This is a genomic window from Herbaspirillum sp. GW103, assembly GCF_000261365.1.
GTDB lineage: Bacteria > Pseudomonadota > Gammaproteobacteria > Burkholderiales > Burkholderiaceae_D > Herbaspirillum.
In genome coordinates, this window is record NZ_AJVC01000006.1 from 599,243 (window position 1) to 619,564 (window position 20,322).

Here is a 20,322-nt window from a genome sequence, read left to right on the forward strand (position 1 = left end):
CATCCTTCCCCCATGCGCAAATACTTCATCACGGGTCTGCTGATCCTGGTTCCCCTGGCCATCACGCTGTGGGTGCTGAACCTGATCATCAGTACCATGGACCAGTCGCTGCTGCTGTTGCCGGAGGCCTGGCGGCCGGCGCACTGGCTGGGCCACAACATCCCGGGCCTGGGCGCGATCCTGACCTTGCTCATCGTGTTCCTCACGGGCCTGGCCGCGCGCAACTTCATCGGTCGCCGCCTGGTCCTCTTGTGGGAAGGCATGCTGACCCGCATCCCGGTGGTGAAGTCGATCTACTCCAGCGTCAAGCAGGTCTCCGATACGCTGTTCTCGCCCTCCGGCAACGCCTTCCGCAAGGCCGTGCTGATCCAGTACCCGCGCCAGGGGTCGTGGACCATCGCCTTCCTGACCGGCGCGCCGGGTGGTGAAGTCAAGAACCATCTGCAGGGCGACTTCATCAGCGTGTATGTGCCCACCACGCCCAACCCGACTTCCGGTTTCTTCCTGATGCTGCCGCGTGCCGATGCCATCGAGCTCGACATGTCGGTGGATGCAGCCCTGAAGTACATCGTCTCCATGGGCGTGGTCGCCCCCGAGATGGCCACCGACAAGAAAATCATCACCGACGCGGCGGCGCCGAAGAATTGAGGGGGCGGCCGGCTCCTTGCCCGGCCAGCCCCGCCTTCGCCCTTAGCGTCTTCTCTTTCGAATTCAACAAGAACACTGTCAACGGAATCACAACCATGTCCATGCGAACCCAATACTGTGGCCTCACTACCGAGGCACTGCTCGGCCAAACCGTCAGCCTGTGCGGCTGGGTGCACCGTCGCCGCGATCACGGCGGCGTGATCTTCATCGACCTGCGCGACCGTGAAGGCCTGGTCCAGGTGGTCTGCGATCCGGATCGCGCGGATGTCTTCAAGAACGCCGAATCGGTGCGCAACGAGTTCTGCCTGCGCATCACCGGTCTCGTGCGCAACCGTCCGGAAGGCACCACCAACGCCAACCTGAAGTCGGGCAAGATCGAAGTGCTGTGCCACGAACTGGAAGTGCTGAACCCGTCGGTGACGCCGCCGTTCCAGCTCGATGACGACAGCCTGTCCGAAACCACCCGCCTGACCCACCGCGTGCTGGACCTGCGTCGTCCGCAGATGCAGAACAACCTGCGCCTGCGCTACAAGGTGGCCATGGAAGTGCGCAAGTTCCTGGATGCGCAAGGCTTCATCGACATCGAAACCCCGATGCTGACCAAGTCCACCCCGGAAGGCGCCCGCGACTACCTGGTGCCCTCGCGCGTGAACGCCGGTGAATTCTTCGCCCTGCCGCAGTCGCCCCAGCTGTTCAAGCAGCTGCTGATGGTGGCCAACTTCGACCGCTACTACCAGATCACCAAGTGCTTCCGCGACGAAGACCTGCGCGCTGACCGCCAGCCCGAATTCACCCAGATCGACTGCGAAACTTCCTTCCTCAACGAACAGGAAATCCGTGACCTGTTCGAAGGCATGATCCGCCTGGTCTTCAAGAACGCGCTGGACATCGACCTGCCGAACCCGTTCCCGGTGATGGACTTCGCCACCGCCATGGGCATGTATGGTTCGGACAAGCCGGACATGCGCGTCAAGCTGGAATTCACCGAGCTGACCGATGTCATGAAGGACGTGGACTTCAAGGTCTTCTCGGGCGCTGCCAACAGCGAAGGCGGCCGCGTGGTCGGCCTGCGCGTGCCGGGCGGTGCGGAAATGCCGCGTTCGGAAATCGACGCCTACACCCAGTTCGTCGCCATCTACGGCGCCAAGGGCCTGGCCTACATCAAGGTCAATGAAAAGGCCAAGGGTCGTGACGGCCTGCAGTCGCCCATCGTCAAGAACATCCACGATGCGGCCCTGAACGCCATCATCGAGAAGACCGGCGCACAAGACGGCGACCTGATCTTCTTCGGTGCCGACAAGGCCAAGGTGGTCAACGACGCCATCGGCGCGCTGCGCGTGAAGATCGGCCACAGCGAATTCGGCAAGAAGAACGGCCTGTTCGACGACGGATGGCGTCCGCTGTGGGTGGTCGACTTCCCCATGTTCGAATACGACGAAGACGGCCAGCGCTGGGTCGCCCTGCACCACCCGTTCACCTCGCCCAAGGATGGCCACGAAGACTTCATCTCGACCAACCCGGGTGCGGCCATCGCCAAGGCCTACGACATGGTGTTGAACGGTTGGGAACTGGGCGGCGGTTCGGTCCGTATCCACCGCGCCGACGTGCAGAGCAAGGTGTTCCGTGCCCTGAAGATCGATGACGAGGAAGCCCGCCTGAAGTTCGGCTTCCTGCTGGACGCCCTGCAATACGGCGCGCCCCCGCACGGCGGCATCGCCTTCGGCCTGGACCGCCTGGTCACCATGATGGCCGGAGCCGAATCGATCCGCGACGTGATCGCCTTCCCCAAGACCCAGCGCGCCCAGTGCCTGCTGACCCACGCCCCTTCGGAAGTGGACGAGAAGCAGCTGCGCGAGCTGCACATCCGCCTGCGCAATACCGAGCCGGCAGTGAAGGCCTGATCGTCTTATCGATTTTCTCGATAAGCCCATCGAAAAAAGCGCGTGCAGAAATGCACGCGCTTTTTTCATTTTCTCCGGTGCCTCGAATAATGGTTTAAATAATATAAATAATTAATCGCATAATTCACTAAATCATTTGCCGACGCATGCGCCCAGAGCATGGCTGCATGCACAGATATCATTTCCGCCTGCCCCTTGCTGACCCTATCATCGGCCGAACATTCAACGTCCGACATGAGGGGAGAGCATGCAAACAACGACATTACCAGCCGACGGGATTGCGCTGGTGACCAATCACCAGCGCCGCCGCGCGATCATTGCGACCGTGATCGGCAATGGTCTCGAATGGTTCGATTTCACCGTCTACAGTTTCTTCGCGGTGATCATCGCCAAGCTGTTTTTCCCCACCGGCAATGACCTGACCTCGCTGTTGCTGGCGGTGGCCACCTTCGGTGTCGGTTTCTTCATGCGCCCGGTGGGCGGCATCCTGCTGGGCATCTACGCCGACCGCGTGGGGCGCAAGGCCGCGCTGTCGGTCACCATCCTGCTCATGGCCGTGGGCACCACCATGATCGGCCTGGCGCCGACTTATGACAGCGTGGGCCTGTTTGCGCCGCTCATCATCGTTCTGGCGCGGCTGCTGCAAGGCTTCTCGGCCGGTGGCGAAATGGGTAGCGCCACCGCCTTCCTGACCGAATATGCCCCCGAGCGTGAACGCGCCTATTACTCCAGCTGGATTCAGGCCAGCATCGGCGTGGCCGTGCTGCTGGGTGCGGCGGTGGGTACCTTCGTTACCGCCAGCCTGGATGCACAGGCACTGGCCAGCTGGGGCTGGCGCCTGCCTTTCCTGCTGGGCATCGTGATCGGCCCGGTCGGATACTACATCCGCAACCACCTTGAAGAGACCCCGACCTTCCTCGAAGAAAAGGACAAGACCGATTCGCCCTTGAAGGACGTGATCCGCAACTTCCCGCGCGAGACCTCGGCCAGTTTTTCCATGGTGATCCTGTGGACGGTCTGTACCTATGTTCTGCTGTTCTACATGCCGACCTACTCGGTCAAGGTCCTGAAGCTGCCGCAGACGACCGGGTTCATCGCCGGCATGGTGGGCGGGCTCTGCATCATGGTGCTGGCACCCATCGTCGGACGCCTGGCTGACCGCATCGGACGCCGTCCGCTGCTCTCCGGCTCGGCTGCGCTGATCCTGGTACTGGCCTATCCCATGTTTGCCTACATCAACAGCGCGCCCAGCCTGTCGACGCTGCTGATCTTCCAGCTGGTCTTCGGTACCCTGATTGCGGCCTATACCGGTCCCATCCTGGCGGCGTTCTCCGAACTGTTCCCGGCCAAGGTGCTCTCGACCGGGTTGTCGGTGGCCTACAACCTGGCCGTGACCATCTTCGGCGGCTTCGCCTCCTTCTTCATCACCTGGCTCATCGCCGCCACCGGCAGCACCATGGCCCCGGCCTTCTACGTGATGATCGCCGCTGCCATCAGCTTCGTCGGCACCCGCTTCGTGCGTGAGCCGCAGTACCTGCAACAAACCTGATTTCCGACATGACCAAGATTCTCCTCAAGGGCGGCAACGTCCTCGATCCGGCGCTGGGCAGCCTGTTTCCGCGCCATGATGTCCTGATCGAAAAAGACCGTATTACCGAAGTTTCCTCCACCCCGCTGGAGGTGAGCGGCGCGCGCGTGATCGACGTGAGCGGCAAGACCGTCATGCCCGGCCTGATCGACTGCCACGTCCACGTGCTGGCTTCGCTGGCCAACCTGGGCCTGAATGCCTTGCAACCCGGCTCGCTGACCTCGATCCGTGCCTTGCCCATCGTCGAAGCCATGTTGAACCGCGGCTTCACCAGTGTGCGCGATGCCGGCGGTGCCGACTGGGGCCTGGCGCAAGCCATCGCCATCGGCCTGGTGCCGGGTCCGCGCATCTTCCCGTCGGGCAAGGCGCTCTCGCAGACCGGTGGCCATGGCGATTTCCGCCCGCGTTCCGACGTGCTGGAGCCGTGCTCCTGCGCCTTCCGCGCCGGTGCCATTGCACGGGTGGTCGATGGGGTGGATGCGGTACGCTTGGCCGCGCGCGAGGAATTGCAGAAGGGCGCCACCCAGATCAAGATCATGGCCTCCGGTGGCGTCGCCTCGCCAACCGATCCCATCGGCAATACGCAATACAGCGAAGATGAAATCCGCGCCATCGTGGCCGAGGCCGAAGCCGCGCAGACCTACGTGATGGCCCATGCCTACACCGGCCGCGCCATTGCCCGCGCCGTGCGCTGTGGCGTGCGCACCATCGAGCACGGCAACCTGGTCGATGCCGAGGCTGCGCGCGTCATGCGCGAGCACGGCGCCTTCGTGGTGCCCACGCTGGTGACCTACGACTCGCTGGCCCGCGACGGTGCCCGCCTGGGTTTGCCGCCGGACTCGGTGGCCAAGATCGAATCGGTGCGCCAGGCTGGCCGCGACTCGCTGCGCATCTATGCCGAGCACGGCGTGCAGATGGGCTTCGGCTCGGACCTGCTGGGCGAGATGCACCAGGACCAGTCGACCGAATTCCTGATCCGCGCAGAGATCCTCGGCAACCTGGAAACCATCCGCTCGGCGACCTCGATCGCCGCCGCCATCCTCCAGCGCGAAGGCGAACTGGGCACCGTGCGTAGCGGCGCCCTGGCCGACCTGATCGTGGTCGATGGCAACCCGCTGCAGGACATCACGCTGCTGACCGGGCAGGGCGAGCACCTGTCGCTGGTCATGCAGGCCGGCCACATCCACCGCACTCGCTGATCTGCGGCACTGCGTCCCCGCCGCCGCCGCTTTCCCTCTGCAACAGGAAAGCTGCGGCGGGCATGCTTTTCGCTCTACCATCTCGATCTGGATGAGACCTTTCGAGCTGGAGCGCCGACCATGCGTATATCGCCACTTCCCCCACTGCCTTCGCTGATCGCGTTTGAAGCCGCCATGCGCCATGGCAGCTTCACCCGCGCCGCTGCCGAACTGCACCTGACGCAAAGCGCCATCAGCCGCCAGATCGCCCAGCTGGAACGCTTTCTGGGCAAGAAGCTGTTCCTGCGCGAGCCGCGCGCCTTGCGCCTGACCGTCAGCGGCCAACGTTACGCGGCGCTGGTGCAGCGCCTGCTGGTCGATTGCGCCGAAGCCACCGAAGACATCATGAAACGCAAAGGCCACCAGGAACTGACGGTGGCCTGTTCGCAAGGCGTGGCCGTACTGTGGCTCACGCCGCGCCTGGCACGTTTTCGTGCTCTGCATCCGGATTGCCACCTGCGCCTGATCGTCAACGACAGCCTGGCCCAGCTCTCAGAAACCGATTTCGACATGGGCATCTATTTCCTGCGCGATGGTCCGCCCTCCGGTATGGCGGTGCGCCGGCTGTATGACGAAGAAGTATTTCCGGTCTGTTCCCCGGCCTATCTGCGCGGCCGTACCCTGACCCCGGCCGATCTGCGCCACGAGACCCTGCTGATGCTGGAAGACGGGCAGCGGCAATGGATGTCCTGGCAGAACTGGATGGCACACAATGAAGTGCCGGATGCACGCATCGAGCACCAGATCCTGTCCAATCAATATCCCGTGCTGCTGCAACTGGCCATGGAAGGGCAGGGCATCGTGCTGGCCTGGCGCCACATGATCGATGCCTGCATACAGCAGGGGCTGCTGGTACCTGCCTGTGCGGCCAGCGCCAGCCTGGGCGGCGGCTATTACGCCGTGTGGCCGCGCGACCGTATCGAACACGCGGCTGCACGGGCCTTTCGCAGCTGGCTGGTCGCCCAGAGCGAGGCTTCGCTGCTCTGAAACGGCCGTCCCGATACAATGGAGCCTTTCCCGCATCACGGACAGGCCATGACGCAAGCCAAGCCCTACAAGATTCCCGAATCGGTGCTGGTGGTGATCCACAGCGCCGACCAGCATGTGCTGCTGATCGAACGCGCTGACCAGCCCGGCTTCTGGCAATCGGTTACCGGTTCCAAGGACAGCCTCGATGAGCCCTTGTCGGAGACCGCCCGACGCGAAGTCGAGGAAGAAACCGGCATCGTGGTCAGCGATGGCGGCGTAGACTCGATGCCGGGTGACGGAAACCGTGTGCCGCGCTCGCACCTGCGCGACTGGCAACTTTCCAACATTTATGAAATCTATCCCGTCTGGCGGCATCGTTATGCGCCCGGCGTGACCAAGAATACCGAGCACGTCTTTGGCCTCCTGGTGCCGCGCGACATTCCCGTGACGCTGGCCCCGCGCGAGCACACCCGCCATGTGTGGCTGCCGTATCGCGAAGCGGCCGACCGCTGTTTCTCGCCTTCCAATGCCGAGGCGATCCTGCAGTTGCCGCGCTACCTCGCCCCATAGCACGGCCTTGCGCCAGGACGGCGCCGGACAAGAACAAGAGAAAGGCTGCATCGATGAAGCTGCGCGTTGCCACATACAACATCCACAAGGGCGTGACATCCTTCGCTGGCCGCCCGCGCATCCTGGCGTTGAAGCAGGCGCTGGCACAACTGGATCCGGACATCCTGTTCCTGCAGGAAGTACAGGGCCGCCATGATCTCAACGCCCTGCGCCATGCCTCCAACTGGCCGCAGCAGGGACAGCACGAATACCTGGCTGGCGACACGCATCATGCCGCCTACGGCATGAACGCTGTCTATGACCATGGCCACCATGGCAATGCCCTGATCTCGCGCTTCGAAATCGCTTCCGTACGCAACCAGGATGTATCCGACCATGCCTACGAGTCACGCGGCATCCTGCATTGCGTGGTGCCGGTAGAAGGGGTGGAGGTGCATTGCTACGTGATCCACCTGGGCTTGTTCGCCGGGGGCAGGCGGCGCCAGATTGATGCGCTGATCCAGGCGGTGAGCACTTCCTCGCCGCCCGATGCGCCCCTGCTGATTGCGGGAGATTTCAATGACTGGACCAACCAGTTGAGCCGGACCTTGTACCACAACCTGGGCGTGACCGAGGTATTCGATCAGCCGCAAGCGAAGTCGCGCGGTGTCATGCAGGGCTTGCGCCGGCTCGGTGGCCTGTCGGCCCCGATTCGTCCGGCGCGCACCTTTCCGGCCATGATGCCGTGGCTGCGACTGGACCGCATCTACGTGCGTGGTTTCCGGGTGGAGACGGCAGAGGTCTTGAAGGATGGCCCCTGGGCGCGCCTGTCGGATCATGCACCCATCGTCACCGAACTTCACTTGGCCTGATCTTGCGTCATCTCGCCTTCACCGACGGCAACCAGATTGCGCTGCTGCATAGTGGCGCGGGTTTCTATCCGGCCTTGATCAGCGCCATCGACGCTGCATGCGTTGAGATCTACCTGGAAACTTATATTTTTTCTCTTGACGATACAGGCGTACTGGTCTGCGACGCCCTGAAAAGGGCCGCCGAACGTGGTGTTGTGGTCTATGTCATCAATGATTGGCTAGGTACAGGACGGGAAAATACTAACAAATTGCGATTGGCGCTGACCTCCGCGGGGGTGCAGCATCGATCCTTCAACCCGTGGTTCCGGCGTGGCGTAGCGCGCAGCCATCGCAAGTTGTGCGTGGTTGATCGGCAGGTGGCCTTCGTGGGTGGCCTCAACATCAATGACGACATGGTCTCCGACCGTGACCATGCCCGGCCCCTGCCGGCACCGCGCTGGGATTTTGCCGTGAGCGTGCTCGGTCCGCTGGTACAGGACATCTATCATGAAGTGCAGGCGCAATGGTTGCGTGTGGGGCGCATGAAGCTCAAGGCGCGCTGGCGCAACTTCAGGCGTCTGCGCCATGGTCATCCCGGGCCGGTGCATGACCAGACCCAGGCCGCGCTGGTGGTGCGCGACAACTTCCGCAACCGGCGCACCATCCAGCGTGCCTATCTGCAGGCTCTGGGTCGTGCACGCGAGACGGCGTTCCTGGCCAATCCTTATTTCGCCCCGGGACGCAAGATGCGTCGTGCGCTGGAAGAGGCCGCCATGCGCGGGGTGAAGGTGACCTTGCTGCTGGGTGTGGGACAGTTCGTGATGCAGGATGCGGTGGCACATTCCTTCTATCCCAAGCTCTTGCGCGCGGGGGTGCGCATCGTCGAATACACCCATACCGAACTGCATGCCAAGGTTGCGGTGGTTGATGACCGGTGGGCCACCGTGGGCTCCAGCAACTATGATGGTCTTTCCCTCTTCGTGAACCAGGAGGCCAACGTGGTGGTGCAGGATCCGGCCTTTGCCGGCTATCTGCGCCAGGAGATCGAGGCCGGGGTGGCACGGGGGCGGGTGGTGCATCTGTCGGACTTCATGCACGTGCCGTGGTACAAGCGCGCGGCCTATGGTGCCGCCTTCCTCCTTTATCGCACGGTAATTCACATCATTACGCTGGGAAAAGACGCTTAGGACTTTTTGCCGGGTGTTTGATTTACCGAAAATTCACCATATCGCCTTCGCAGCTGAAATGGAATAAGATGACCATCCCGGTTTTCGAAGGGCGGCCGCACGCGGCTTCCTGCACTTTCAATAAAAGGAGCGAGTTATGGATGATGTGGTCATTGTCGCAGCACAGAGAACGGCGATCGGCAAATTCGGCGGGTCCTTGTCGAAGATTGCGGCGGCCGATCTGGGTGCGCAAGTCATCAAGGCCCTGCTGGCCAAGACCGGCATCAAGCCCGAAGCCATCAGTGAAGTCATCCTCGGCCAGGTGCTGACGGCGGGCCTGGGCCAGAACCCGGCGCGCCAGTCGGTCATCAAGTCGGGTCTTCCCGACATGGTCCCGGCCTTCGTGGTCGGCAAGGTCTGCGGCAGCGGCCTGAAGGCCGTGCAACTGGCGGCCCAGGCCATCCGTTGCGGCGATGCGCAGATCGTCATCGCCGGCGGCCAGGAAAACATGAGTGCGTCCCCGCACGTGCTGAACAATTCCCGTGACGGCTTCCGCATGGGTGATGCCAAGCTGACCGATACCATGATCGTCGACGGTCTGTGGGACGTCTACAACCAGTATCACATGGGTATTACCGCCGAGAACGTCGCCAAGAAGTTCGAGATCAGCCGTGAAGAGCAGGACGCCTTCGCTGCCGCGTCGCAGAACAAGGCTGAAGCGGCGCAGAAGGCCGGCAAGTTCAAGGATGAGATCGTCCCCATCGAGATCAAGGGCAAGAAGGAAACCGTGGTCTTCGATACCGATGAATTCGTCAAGCATGGTGTGACCGCCGAAGCGCTGGCGGGTCTGCGTCCGGCCTTCGACAAGGCGGGTACGGTGACGGCCGGCAACGCTTCGGGCATCAATGATGGCGCCGCTGCGGTGGTGGTCACCTCGGCCAAGCTGGCCGCTGAACTGGGCCTGCCGGTGCTGGCCAGGATCAAGGCTTACTCTTCGGCCGGCCTGGACCCCAGCATCATGGGCATGGGCCCGGTGCCGGCTTCCCAGCTGACCCTGAAGAAGGCCGGCTGGAGCCCGCAGGATCTGGACCTGATGGAGATCAACGAAGCCTTTGCTGCGCAAGCCATTGCGGTGAACAAGCAGATGGGCTGGGACACCAGCAAGATCAACGTCAACGGTGGCGCCATTGCCCTGGGCCACCCCATCGGCGCTTCGGGTTGCCGCGTGCTGGTGACGCTGCTGCACGAGATGGTGCGCCGTGATGCCAAGAAGGGTCTGGCCAGCCTCTGTATCGGTGGTGGCATGGGTGTGGCGCTGGCGGTGGAGCGTTGAGTCGTCCACTCGGTTTGTTGTGATGAGGAAACGCCGGCTTGATCGCCGGCGTTTTTCTTTGGAGCAAGACAATGCTGACTTGCTCAACAGTTCAATGTCCGTGCTCTTCGGAATGCAGAGGATCGAAGTTGCGGATGGTGATGTCTTTACGCCCCGATGGCAGGGGTTGATTCGCCTGATCCAGCCATTGCCACTGAATATCTTTTGGAGAAATATCCAGACCGCGATCACGCGGATCCGGGAAAGGCTGTCCTTCTTCGACATAGGCCTGGCGCGTCCATAGGTTGAAGACCTTGGACAGGGGGTGGGCGGAATCAATGCTGCCGTGCCAGATGCCGGTAGCAGGCGCCGGGAGCAAGCCGCTGGAGCGCAATTCGCGTGAGGGGACGGGGATCTCGCGCAGCACGCCTTGCGGGACCCGCCAGTCAGGGACATGCCGTGCAGCCAGTGGTTTTGGAACAGGCGTGCCGAGATAGTGGAAACGAAGAACGCCGGATTCTTTTGTAAAGTCTTCTGGGGGTGTGAAGGATTCGCCCTGTGCGTAGTACATGGGTATCTGTGCAGCATTCCACGCCACTTGCTTGGGTGTGTAAGGTTTGGCCAATTGTGCTAGCCAAAACCCGCTGATGATGGCATCGGTGTGCAGATGCTGGATCAGGTGGCCACCTTGCGGCTCGTCGGGGAGGACAAAGCCGTCGGGGATATGAGCGCGGCCCTGTCGCAGTGAAGCAGGGGAAGGTTTGATGTCCGCCAGTGAGGTTGTCTTGACTGGCTTGGCGCCATCGATCAGGGTTTGCTTGTCGCCATCCCAGTAGGGGAGGATGCGCTTCGCGCAGCTCTACCCGTTGCACCAGCAGTTGTTGGGAGAAATGGGCTTCACGCTGGCTCCAGCGCAATCGGAGGGGACGATATTGCTGGGTCAGGATGGCCTGGGTGAAGGCCGTCGTGACTGTCGAGAGGTCGTCGGTCATGGCGGGTACCGGAACAATGAAGGCGGGTTGAGCAAGCCGCAAAGCATAAGTACACCGATCCACAGGGAAAGCGATGAGCCCGATAAAGACCAGGTTTCCCGATTTTCTTGTGTATATTTTTAGAAAAATATCGATAATTACCGCAAGACCATTTCTCTCCCATCCCCAATAGCATGGACACAACGCGCATCGACAAATGGTGCTGGGCTGCACGCTTCTTCAAGACGCGTTCGCAGGCCACCGAAGCCGTGGAGCGCGGCCGCATCAAGCTCAACGGCGAACGCACCAAGCCCGCCCACAACGTCAGGAATGGCGACCGCCTGGACATCGACAACGGTTCCACCGAGTGGGAGGTGCTGGTTACCGGCATCGCCGACAAGCGTGGCTCGGCCGCCATTGCCGCGACCCTCTACCAGGAAAGCGAAAAGAGCATCGCGCGCCGTGCCGCCCAGGCCGAGCGTCATCGTCTCTTCCGCGAACCCTCGGCCGAGATCAAGGGGCGACCGACCAAGCGCGACCGCCGTCTGCTGGACCGATCCTCCTCCTGAGCAGGTGACAGCGCCACCGCAGCGCAGGCTCGTTGTAAGATGAGGACCGGTTTTTGTGGCCCGTCTTTTCTCCAACCCAGGTGCAAAGGTGCAGATGTCTCAGGTGGTTTCTTCCGAATCGACGCAGCCCGTTCCGGTGACGCGGCCGCTCCGCAAGGAGTGCCCGCCCGGCGCCTGCGACTGCCAGCGCGAAGCCTTGCTGGAATGCCTGCACGCCCCCGAGGCTCGCGTGCTGTGGCTGACCCGCGAAGAAGAAAAGCGCCTGATCGAACGCATCACCCGCATCGCCACCTATGACGAGCTGCTGCACGTGCGCAGCCTCATGCGCAAGAACCTCGGCATCCACCTGCACATCAGCCCCGGTCCCAACGAAGTGCGCACCGTGCGCGGCCTGCAGATCCACCTGGCCGAGCAGCCCGGCCTGTGCCGCAAGACCCGCGACACCATCCCGGCGGCCATTCGCAAGTGCCTGGAAAACAACCCCACCATCGTCTACGCCCTGCTCGATGCCCATGACCTGCTGGGCAGCGCCAGTCCCCCTGCCGAGTCCGCCTGAAGGCTTGCCGCCAGGAAAAATCCCTGCGGCAAGCCGGCCCGATTTTTTGTTTGACATTTGCGGCGCGATGAATAATAGTACGATCGTTCGAATAAATTCTGCATGAAGAATAATTCATGTCGAATCCATCAGGGCACAAGACAGCGGACCCCGAGCCGCGCCCGTCGAACCGGTTCCTTCCCGCCGCCGCCTGCGGCGGATATCAAAGAGACAACGATGACTGAGACAAGCAAGGTGACCACCGCGCCCGCCCGGCCCAAGTTCCTGCGCAAGGGCGAGCAGACCCGCGCCGCCATCCTCGATGTGGCGCTGGAGCTGGCCAGCCGCGATGGCCTGGAAGGGCTCACCATCGGCCTGCTGGCCGAGAAGATGAAGATGAGCAAGTCCGGTGTCTTCGCCCATTTCGGCTCGCGCGAGGATTTGCAGATCGAGGTCGTGCGCCTGTACCACAACCGTTTCGAGCAGGATGTGTTCTATCCCTCCATCAAGGAGCCGCGCGGCCTGCCGCGCCTGGAAGGCATGTTCGCGCGCTGGATCAAGCAGGTCACGGTGGAAATCGCTCTGGGCTGCATCTACATCAGCGGTGCGGTCGAGTACGACGATCGCCCGGGCGCCATTCGCGATCATCTGGTGGCCATGGTCCAGGCCTGGCGCGATGCGCTGGAACGCTGCATCAAGCAGGCCATGGAAGCCGGCCACCTGCGCACCGACATCGAGGTCAGCCAGATGGTCTATGAAATGTATGGCCTGATCCTGGCCCTGCATCACGATGCGCGCTTCCTGCATATCCCAGGCAGTGTCGAACGTGCCGAGGCCAGCTTCCGTCGCCTCATCGACAGCTATCGTCCGCAAGGCAGCCACAGCAAGAGCGGCAGCGCGACCACGTCCAAGAATTCCAAATCGGCTGCCAGGAAGGCAGCGTAACCCGTCCGGAGACATTCATGCCCCAATACAACGCCCCCTTGCGCGACATGCAGTTCGTGCTGCACGAGCTGCTCAATGTCGAGGAAGTGTTCAAGGAACTGCCGCCCCACGCCGACACCAACCGCGAACTGGTGGATCAGGTGCTGGAAGAGGGCGGCAAGTTTGCCTCGCAGGTCCTGTTCCCGCTGAACCATTCGGGTGACCGCGAGGGCTGTCACTACGATCGCGAGAGCAAGGCCGTGACCACGCCCAAGGGTTTCAAGCAAGCCTACCAGCAATACGTGCAAGCCGGCTGGGCGGCGCTGTCCTGCGATCCGGAATTCGGCGGCCAGGGCCTGCCGCTGACGATCAACAACTCCTTCTACGAGATGCTGAACTCGTCCAACCAGGCCTGGACCATGTATCCCGGCCTGTCGCATGGCGCCTACGAGTGCCTGCATGCGCACGGTTCGGAAGAACAGAAGCAGCTCTACCTGCCCAAGCTGGTCTCGGGCGAATGGACCGGCACCATGTGCCTGACCGAAGCGCACTGCGGCACCGACCTGGGCCTGTTGCGCAGCAAGGCCGAGCCGCAGGCTGACGGTTCCTACAAGATCACCGGCAACAAGATTTTCATCTCCGCCGGAGAAAACGACGTTTCCGACAATATCGTTCACCTGGTGTTGGCGCGATTGCCCGATGCACCGGAAGGTTCGAAAGGAATTTCACTTTTCCTGGTTCCCAAGTTTTTGCCCAATGCCGACGGCTCGCTGGGCGCGCGCAACCCGATCTTCTGCGGCGCCATCGAAGAGAAGATGGGCATCCACGGCAATGCCACCTGCCAGATGAACCTGGACGGCGCTACCGGCTGGCTGATCGGCCAGCCGCACAAGGGCCTGCAGGCCATGTTCGTCTTCATGAATGCAGCCCGCCTGGGCGTGGGCATGCAGGGGCTGGGCCTGACCGAAGTGGCTTACCAGAACGCCCTGGTCTACGCCAAGGACCGCCTGCAGATGCGTAGCCTGTCCGGCATCAAGGCGGCCGACAAGCCGGCTGACCCGATCATCGTGCATCCCGATGTGCGCCGCATGCTGCTGACCGCCAAGGCGTTTGCCGAAGGTGGCCGTGCCTTCACCTCCTATGTCGCCCTGGAGCTGGACAAGGAACTGACCCATCCGGACGAGCAGGTGCGCAAGGACGCCGCCGACATCGTGGCCCTGCTGACCCCGGTGGTGAAAGCCTTCCTGACCGACAACGCCTGGATGGCCACCTCCGAGTGCCTGCAGGTCTATGGCGGCCACGGCTACATCGCCGAATGGGGCATGGAGCAATACGTGCGCGATGCCCGCATCAACATGATTTATGAAGGGACCAACACCATCCAGTCACTGGACCTGCTGGGTCGCAAGATCCTGATGGACAACGGCGCCAAGCTGAAGAAATTCGGCGCGCAGATCCAGGCCTTCGTGGAAGAGCACGGCACAGATGAATCCATGTCTGAATTCATCACCCCGCTGGCCGACATCGGCGACAAGGTCACCAAGCTGACCATGGAAATCGGCATGAAGTCCTTCGCCAACCAGGATGAAGCCGGTGCGGCTGCCGTACCTTACCTGCGCGTGGTGGGCCACCTGGTGTTCTCCTACCTGTTCGCCCGCATGGCCAAGATCGCGCTGGAAAAGCAGGACAGTGGCGACAGCTTCTATACCGCCAAGCTGGCCACGGCGCGCTTCTACTTCGCCCGCCTGCTGCCGGAAACCGCGATGCTGATCCGCCAGGCCCGTTCGGGCGCCGGCAACCTGATGGCGCTGGACGCAGCGTTGTTCTGACCGCAACACCATGCCGTGTGCGGGCTGTCGGCCTGCACGCGGCGTTGATCCACCGCAATATGGGCCGCCATGGCGTCACGTGGACGTCACTGCGGCAGGGCATGCTGAGAGCCGCCGCCTTGCAAGGGACAAAGAGCGTACAGTAGTTGCTCGTCCCAGCGGCGCAGCACCTTGCCAGGCCCGAATTCATGTTTCATGTTTGCAGCACCAGCAAAGGAGATTTGCGTGTCCAATTTCATCGTCAAAAAAGTGGCCGTGCTCGGCGCGGGCGTCATGGGGGCGCAGATTGCCGCCCACTGCATCAATGCCCGCGTGCCGGTCGTGCTGTTCGACCTGCCGGCCAAGGAAGGCCCGAAGAACGGCATCGTGCAACGCGCCATCGAGAACCTCAAGAAGCTCAGCCCCGCACCGCTGGGCAACAAGGATGACGCGGCCCTGATCCAGGTCGCCAACTACGAGGATGACCTGGCCGTGCTGGAAGGCTGCGACCTCATCATCGAAGCCATCGCCGAGCGCATGGACTGGAAGCATGACCTCTACAAGAAGGTCGCCCCGCACATCGGCCCCAAGGCCATCTTCGCCTCCAATACCTCGGGCCTGTCGATCAATGCGCTCTCCGAAGGTTTCGATGCCGGCTTGAAGGCGCGCTTCTGCGGCGTGCACTTCTTCAACCCGCCGCGCTACATGCACCTGGTCGAACTGATCCCGACCCAATCGACCGAACCGCACATCCTCGACCAGCTCGAAGCCTTCCTCACCACGACGCTGGGCAAGGGCGTGGTGCGAGCCTTCGACACCCCCAACTTCGTGGCCAACCGCGTGGGCGTGTTCGGCATCCTGGCCACCATCATCGAAGCCGACAAGTATGGCCTCTCGGTCGATGTGGTCGATGACCTGACCGGCGCCAAGCTGGGCCGTGCCAAGTCCGGTACCTTCCGTACCGCCGACGTGGTGGGCCTGGATACCATGGGCCACGTCATCAGGACCATGCAGGACAACCTGAAGGATGATCCCTTCTTCTCCTCCTATGCCACCCCGCCGCTGCTGGCCAAGCTGGTCGAGCAGGGCGCACTGGGCCAGAAGAGCGGTGCCGGTTTCTACAAGAAGGTGGGCAAGGATATTCTGCGCATCGATCCGGCCAAGGGCGATTACGTCCCGGGCGGTGCCAAGGCCGATGACATCATCGCCCGCATCCTCAAGGAAAAGGATCCGGTCAAGCGCATGAAGGCGCTGCATGATTCGACCAATCCGCAAGGCCAGTTCCTGTGGGCCATCTTCCGCGATGCCTTCCACTACATCGCCGTGCACCTGGAATCGGTGGCCGACAACGCCCGTGACCTCGACTTCGCCATGCGCTGGGGCTTCGGCTGGAGCGTCGGTCCCTTCGAGACCTGGCAGGCATCCGGCTGGAAGCAGATCGCGCAATGGGTCAAGGAAGACATCGATGCAGGCAAGGCACTGTCGAGCGCACCGCTGCCCGACTGGGTCTTCGATGGCCGTGACGGCGTGCATTCGGAGAAGGGTTCCTGGTCGCCTTCCAAGAAGGCTGACGTGGCTCGTTCCGAACTGCCGGTCTACCAACGCCAGGCTTTCCGCGCCCCGCTGGTGGGCGAGGGTGCAGCCGATGGCAAGAGCGCCGGCACCACCTTCTTCGAAGACGAATCGGTACGCATCTGGCACCAGAATGACGATGTGCTGATCCTGTCCTTCAAGACCAAGATGCACGTGATCGGCCAGGGCGTGATCGATGGCATGAACAAGGCCGTCACCGAAGCCGAACAGAACTTCAAGGGCCTGGTGATCTGGCATCCGGATGCGGCCGAAGGCGGCGCCTTCTCGGCCGGCGCCGACCTGCAATCGATGCTGCCGCTGTTCATGTCCGGTGGCGTCAAGGCCATCGAGCCGGTGGTGCACCAGCTGCAGCAGGCGCACCAGCGCCTGAAGTACGCCAGCGTGCCGGTGATCGCCGCGGTGGCCGGCCTGGCCCTGGGCGGTGGCTGCGAATTGCTGCTGCATACCGCCAAGCGCGTGGTCTCCATCGAGTCCTATATCGGCCTGGTGGAAGTGGGCGTGGGCCTGATCCCGGCCGGTGGCGGCCTCAAGGAAGCCGCCGTGCGCGCGGCCCGCGAAGCCAAGGGCAATGACATCCTGCAATTCCTGAAGGAATACATGCTGGCCGCGGCCACTGCCAACGTCTCCAAGTCCGCACTGGAAGCGCGCAAGCTGGGCTACCTGCGCGAGGATGACGTCATCGTCTTCAACCCCTATGAATTGCTGCACGTGGCCAAGGTCGAGGCGCGCGCGCTGTTCGATGCCGGCTACCGTCCGCAGCTGCCGCCGCAGGTGCCGGTGATCGGCCGCAACGGTCTGGCCACCATCATGGCGCAGTTGGTCAACATGCGTGATGGCGGCTTCATCTCTGCCCACGACTTCAAGCTCGGCAAGATGATCGCCGAGACCGTCGCCGGTGGCGAGGTGGAAGAGGGCAGCATCGTCAATGAACAATGGCTGCTCGACATCGAGCGCAAGTTCTTCATGGAGCTGCTCAACCACCCCAAGACCCAGGAACGCATCATGGGCATGATGCAAACCGGCAAGCCTGTGCGCAATTAATGAAACCTCTCTCCCCCCTGAAGGGGAGGGAGAGTCCAAGGAGATTTGGTAATGAGCAAACAACTGCAAGACGCCTACATCGTCGCCGCCACCCGTACCCCCATCGGCAAGGCACCGCGTGGCATGTTCAAGAACACCCGCCCGGATGACCTGCTGGTGCGTGCCATCCAGTCCGCCGTCGCACAAGTGCCGGGCCTGGACCCCAAGCTGATCGAGGACGCCATCGTCGGCTGCTCCTTCCCCGAAGGTGCACAGGGCCTCAACATGGCGCGCAATGCCGTGCTGCTGGCCGGCCTGCCCAATACCATCGGCGGTGTCACCATCAACCGCTACTGCGCCTCCGGCATCACCGCCATCGCCATGGCCGCCGACCGCATCCGCGTCGGTGAGGCCGATGTGATGATCGCGGCCGGTGCTGAATCGATGTCGATGGTGCCGATGATGGGCTTCCATCCTTCCATCAACATCAATGCCTTCAAGGATGAGAACGTCGGCATGGCCTATGGCATGGGCCTGACCGCCGAGAAGGTGGCGCAGCAGTGGAAGGTCTCGCGCGAAGCCCAGGACGAGTTCTCGCTGGCCTCGCACCAGAAGGCCATCGCGGCCCAGCAGGCCGGTGAATTTGCTGACGAGATGACCTCGGTCGAGATCGTCGAGCGCTTCCCTAATCTCGCCACCGGCGAGATCGACATCAAGACCCGCACCGTCGCCCTGGACGAAGGTCCGCGTGCCGATTCCAACCTGGCCGCGCTGGCCAAGCTCAAGCCCGTCTTCGCCGCCAAGGGCAGCGTCACCGCCGGCAACAGCTCGCAGACCTCCGATGGCGCAGGTGCGCTGATCATCGTCTCGGAAAAGATCTTGAAGCAATTCAACCTGACCCCGCTGGCGCGCTTCGTCTCCTTCGCGGTGCGCGGCGTGCCTCCGGAAATCATGGGCATCGGCCCGAAGGAAGCGATTCCTGCGGCCCTCAAGGCCGGTGGCCTGACCCAGGACCAGATCGACTGGATCGAACTGAACGAAGCCTTCGCCGCGCAAGCGCTGGCCGTCATCGGCGATCTCGGCCTCGACCCGAGCAAGGTCAACCCCATGGGCGGTGCGATTGCTTTGGGCCACCCGCTGGGCGCCACCGGTGCGATCCGTGCCGCCACTACCATCCATGCACTGCGCCGCAAGAACCTGAAGTACGGCATGGTGACCATGTGCGTGGGTACCGGCATGGGTGCCGCGGGCATTTTCGAACGCGTCTGATCCGCGCCCGCAAGGCCTGATGCAAAAGCCGCACTGCGCATGCCGTGCGGCTTTTTTCATGAACCTTATAAATCATTTATAACATTCAAGGAGACCTGTGCAGATGGATATCCAGCTCACCAAGGCCGATGGCATCCTGACCATCCACTTCGACCGCGAAGACAAGAAGAACGCCATCACCGCCGCCATGTACCAGCAACTGGCCGATGCCCTGAAGGAGGCCGAGACCGACAGCGCGGTGCGCGCCATCCTCTTCACCGGCAAGCCCAAATCCTTTTCGGCCGGCAATGACCTGGAAGATTTCCTGAAGAATCCGCCCAAGACCCAGGATGCACCGGTATTCCAGTTCCTGTGGCAGATCAGCCATGCCAGCAAGCCTATCGTGGCTGCCGTCTCGGGCGTGGCCGTGGGCATCGGTACCACGCTGCTGCTGCATTGCGATCTGGTGTATGCCGCCGACAATGCCAAATTCTCGATGCCCTTCACGCAACTGGGTTTGTGCCCGGAGGCCGCTTCCTCTCTGCTGTTGCCGCATATCGCCGGTTACCAGCGCGCCGCCGAAAAGCTCTTGCTGGGCGAAGCCTTCGGCGCAGACGAAGCCTGCCAGATGGGCATGGTCAATCGCGTACTGCCGCTGGAAGAGTTGCTGCCCTATGCGCAGCAGCAGGCTGCCAAGCTGGCGGCGCTGCCGGCAGCGTCGATCCGGGTAACCAAGCAGTTGATGAAAAAAAACCGGGTGACAGCGACCGAACAGCAGATGGTGGCCGAGATCGAGCACTTCTCGCGCATGCTCACGGCACCGGAGGCCAAGGAAGCCTTCACCGCTTTCTTCGAGAAGCGCAAGCCGGATTTCACGCGGTTTTCCTGAGCGCGGCGACGGCGGGCTCGCCTGCCGTCACTTCCAGCTGCTCTTCCCCGAAGCAATCACCTCCACCGGCTCCACCCGCCGCTCATACGGATGCCGCAACACAATGCGGCTGGCGAATTTCTCGATGCCTATCTCATCCTCCAGCAGGCGTTCCATCAGTTCCTGGAACAGCCCAACAGTAGGCGAGACGATCTTGAGCAAATAGTCATACCCCCCGCTGACGTTGTAGCACTCCACAATTTCCGCATACCGCGCTGCGCCGTCTTCGAACTTGCGAAAGTCCGCGGGACGGTGGCTGCCCAGCGTGATTTCGGAAAACACTACGACGTGGCTTCCCAGCTTCTTCAGCGCCACCTGGGCCGCATAACCGGCGATGACGCCGGTTTCTTCCATGCGCTTGGTCCGGGTCAGGCAGGGGCTGGGACTGAGATTGACGGCCTCGGCCAGCTCCACGTTGGAACAGCGGCCCTCGCGCTGCAAGTGCTCGAGGATCTTGATGTCGGTGCGGTCGATGGGGTCGGGGGTACGCATGGATCGATCATA

General features: G+C 62.4%; 18 protein-coding genes. 16 read left to right on the forward strand and 2 right to left on the reverse strand.

The window, feature by feature from the left end:
• The first annotated feature begins 12 nt into the window (after positions 1-12).
• The 9 genes from GWL_RS21305 to GWL_RS21345 all read left to right on the forward strand — a co-directional run bounded on the left by GWL_RS21305 (position 13) and on the right by GWL_RS21345 (position 10,243).
• A complete protein-coding gene (locus GWL_RS21305) occupies positions 13-648 on the forward strand; it encodes a DUF502 domain-containing protein (protein WP_008334322.1) in 636 nt (211 codons plus the stop codon).
• A 95-nt stretch (positions 649-743) separates the two neighbouring features.
• Positions 744-2,549, forward strand: a complete 1,806-nt coding sequence (gene aspS, locus GWL_RS21310; protein ID WP_008334330.1) for an aspartate--tRNA ligase — start codon at positions 744-746, stop codon at positions 2,547-2,549.
• Positions 2,550-2,796: 247 nt separating this feature from the next.
• Positions 2,797-4,098: an MFS transporter gene (locus tag GWL_RS21315; protein WP_008334331.1), complete on the forward strand. Its 1,302-nt coding sequence runs from the start codon at positions 2,797-2,799 to the stop codon at positions 4,096-4,098.
• A gap of 8 nt (positions 4,099-4,106) precedes the next feature.
• Positions 4,107-5,336: an amidohydrolase family protein gene (locus GWL_RS21320; protein WP_008334332.1), complete on the forward strand. Its 1,230-nt coding sequence runs from the start codon at positions 4,107-4,109 to the stop codon at positions 5,334-5,336.
• 120 nt (positions 5,337-5,456) lie between these two features.
• Entirely contained in the window at positions 5,457-6,362 is a 906-nt protein-coding gene (locus GWL_RS21325; RefSeq protein WP_008334333.1) for a LysR substrate-binding domain-containing protein, read from the forward strand.
• 48 nt (positions 6,363-6,410) lie between these two features.
• Positions 6,411-6,914 (forward strand): dihydroneopterin triphosphate diphosphatase, encoded by a 504-nt coding sequence (nudB, locus tag GWL_RS21330; RefSeq protein ID WP_034351755.1) that lies wholly within the window; start codon positions 6,411-6,413, stop codon positions 6,912-6,914.
• 53 nt (positions 6,915-6,967) lie between these two features.
• Positions 6,968-7,765 (forward strand): endonuclease/exonuclease/phosphatase family protein, encoded by a 798-nt coding sequence (locus tag GWL_RS21335; RefSeq protein ID WP_008334335.1) that lies wholly within the window; start codon positions 6,968-6,970, stop codon positions 7,763-7,765.
• A 2-nt stretch (positions 7,766-7,767) separates the two neighbouring features.
• Positions 7,768-8,931, forward strand: a complete 1,164-nt coding sequence (locus GWL_RS21340) for a phosphatidylserine/phosphatidylglycerophosphate/cardiolipin synthase family protein (protein ID WP_008334337.1) — start codon at positions 7,768-7,770, stop codon at positions 8,929-8,931.
• Positions 8,932-9,067: 136 nt separating this feature from the next.
• Entirely contained in the window at positions 9,068-10,243 is a 1,176-nt protein-coding gene (locus tag GWL_RS21345; protein ID WP_008334339.1) for an acetyl-CoA C-acetyltransferase, read from the forward strand.
• A 91-nt stretch (positions 10,244-10,334) separates the two neighbouring features.
• Here the strand turns inward: GWL_RS21345 and GWL_RS23990 are convergent, their stop codons facing one another.
• On the reverse strand, positions 10,335-10,793 hold the full coding sequence (locus GWL_RS23990; RefSeq protein ID WP_008334340.1) for a hypothetical protein: 459 nt from the start codon (positions 10,791-10,793) through the stop codon (positions 10,335-10,337).
• Positions 10,794-11,387: 594 nt separating this feature from the next.
• Between GWL_RS23990 and GWL_RS21360 the strand changes: the two genes are divergently transcribed.
• The 7 genes from GWL_RS21360 to GWL_RS21390 all read left to right on the forward strand — a co-directional run bounded on the left by GWL_RS21360 (position 11,388) and on the right by GWL_RS21390 (position 19,779).
• Positions 11,388-11,762 (forward strand): RNA-binding S4 domain-containing protein, encoded by a 375-nt coding sequence (locus GWL_RS21360; protein ID WP_008334342.1) that lies wholly within the window; start codon positions 11,388-11,390, stop codon positions 11,760-11,762.
• A gap of 94 nt (positions 11,763-11,856) precedes the next feature.
• The gene (locus GWL_RS21365; RefSeq protein ID WP_034351592.1) at positions 11,857-12,318 is read left to right on the forward strand and encodes a hypothetical protein; all 462 of its coding nucleotides are present in this window, start codon (positions 11,857-11,859) and stop codon (positions 12,316-12,318) included.
• Positions 12,319-12,534: 216 nt separating this feature from the next.
• Positions 12,535-13,242 carry a TetR/AcrR family transcriptional regulator gene (locus tag GWL_RS21370; RefSeq protein ID WP_008334346.1) on the forward strand — a complete coding sequence of 236 codons (708 nt, stop codon included), beginning with the start codon at positions 12,535-12,537 and terminating at the stop codon, positions 13,240-13,242.
• A gap of 17 nt (positions 13,243-13,259) precedes the next feature.
• Positions 13,260-15,050 carry an acyl-CoA dehydrogenase C-terminal domain-containing protein gene (locus GWL_RS21375; protein WP_008334348.1) on the forward strand — a complete coding sequence of 597 codons (1,791 nt, stop codon included), beginning with the start codon at positions 13,260-13,262 and terminating at the stop codon, positions 15,048-15,050.
• 225 nt (positions 15,051-15,275) lie between these two features.
• Positions 15,276-17,663: a 3-hydroxyacyl-CoA dehydrogenase/enoyl-CoA hydratase family protein gene (locus GWL_RS21380; RefSeq protein ID WP_008334350.1), complete on the forward strand. Its 2,388-nt coding sequence runs from the start codon at positions 15,276-15,278 to the stop codon at positions 17,661-17,663.
• A gap of 51 nt (positions 17,664-17,714) precedes the next feature.
• Complete coding sequence (locus GWL_RS21385) at positions 17,715-18,911, forward strand: acetyl-CoA C-acyltransferase (RefSeq protein ID WP_008334355.1); 1,197 nt, start codon at positions 17,715-17,717, stop codon at positions 18,909-18,911.
• A gap of 103 nt (positions 18,912-19,014) precedes the next feature.
• Entirely contained in the window at positions 19,015-19,779 is a 765-nt protein-coding gene (locus GWL_RS21390; RefSeq protein WP_034351594.1) for an enoyl-CoA hydratase, read from the forward strand.
• Between the two features lie 27 nt (positions 19,780-19,806).
• Here the strand turns inward: GWL_RS21390 and GWL_RS21395 are convergent, their stop codons facing one another.
• Positions 19,807-20,310, reverse strand: a complete 504-nt coding sequence (locus tag GWL_RS21395) for an Lrp/AsnC family transcriptional regulator (RefSeq protein ID WP_008334358.1) — start codon at positions 20,308-20,310, stop codon at positions 19,807-19,809.
• Positions 20,311-20,322 lie beyond the last annotated feature (12 nt).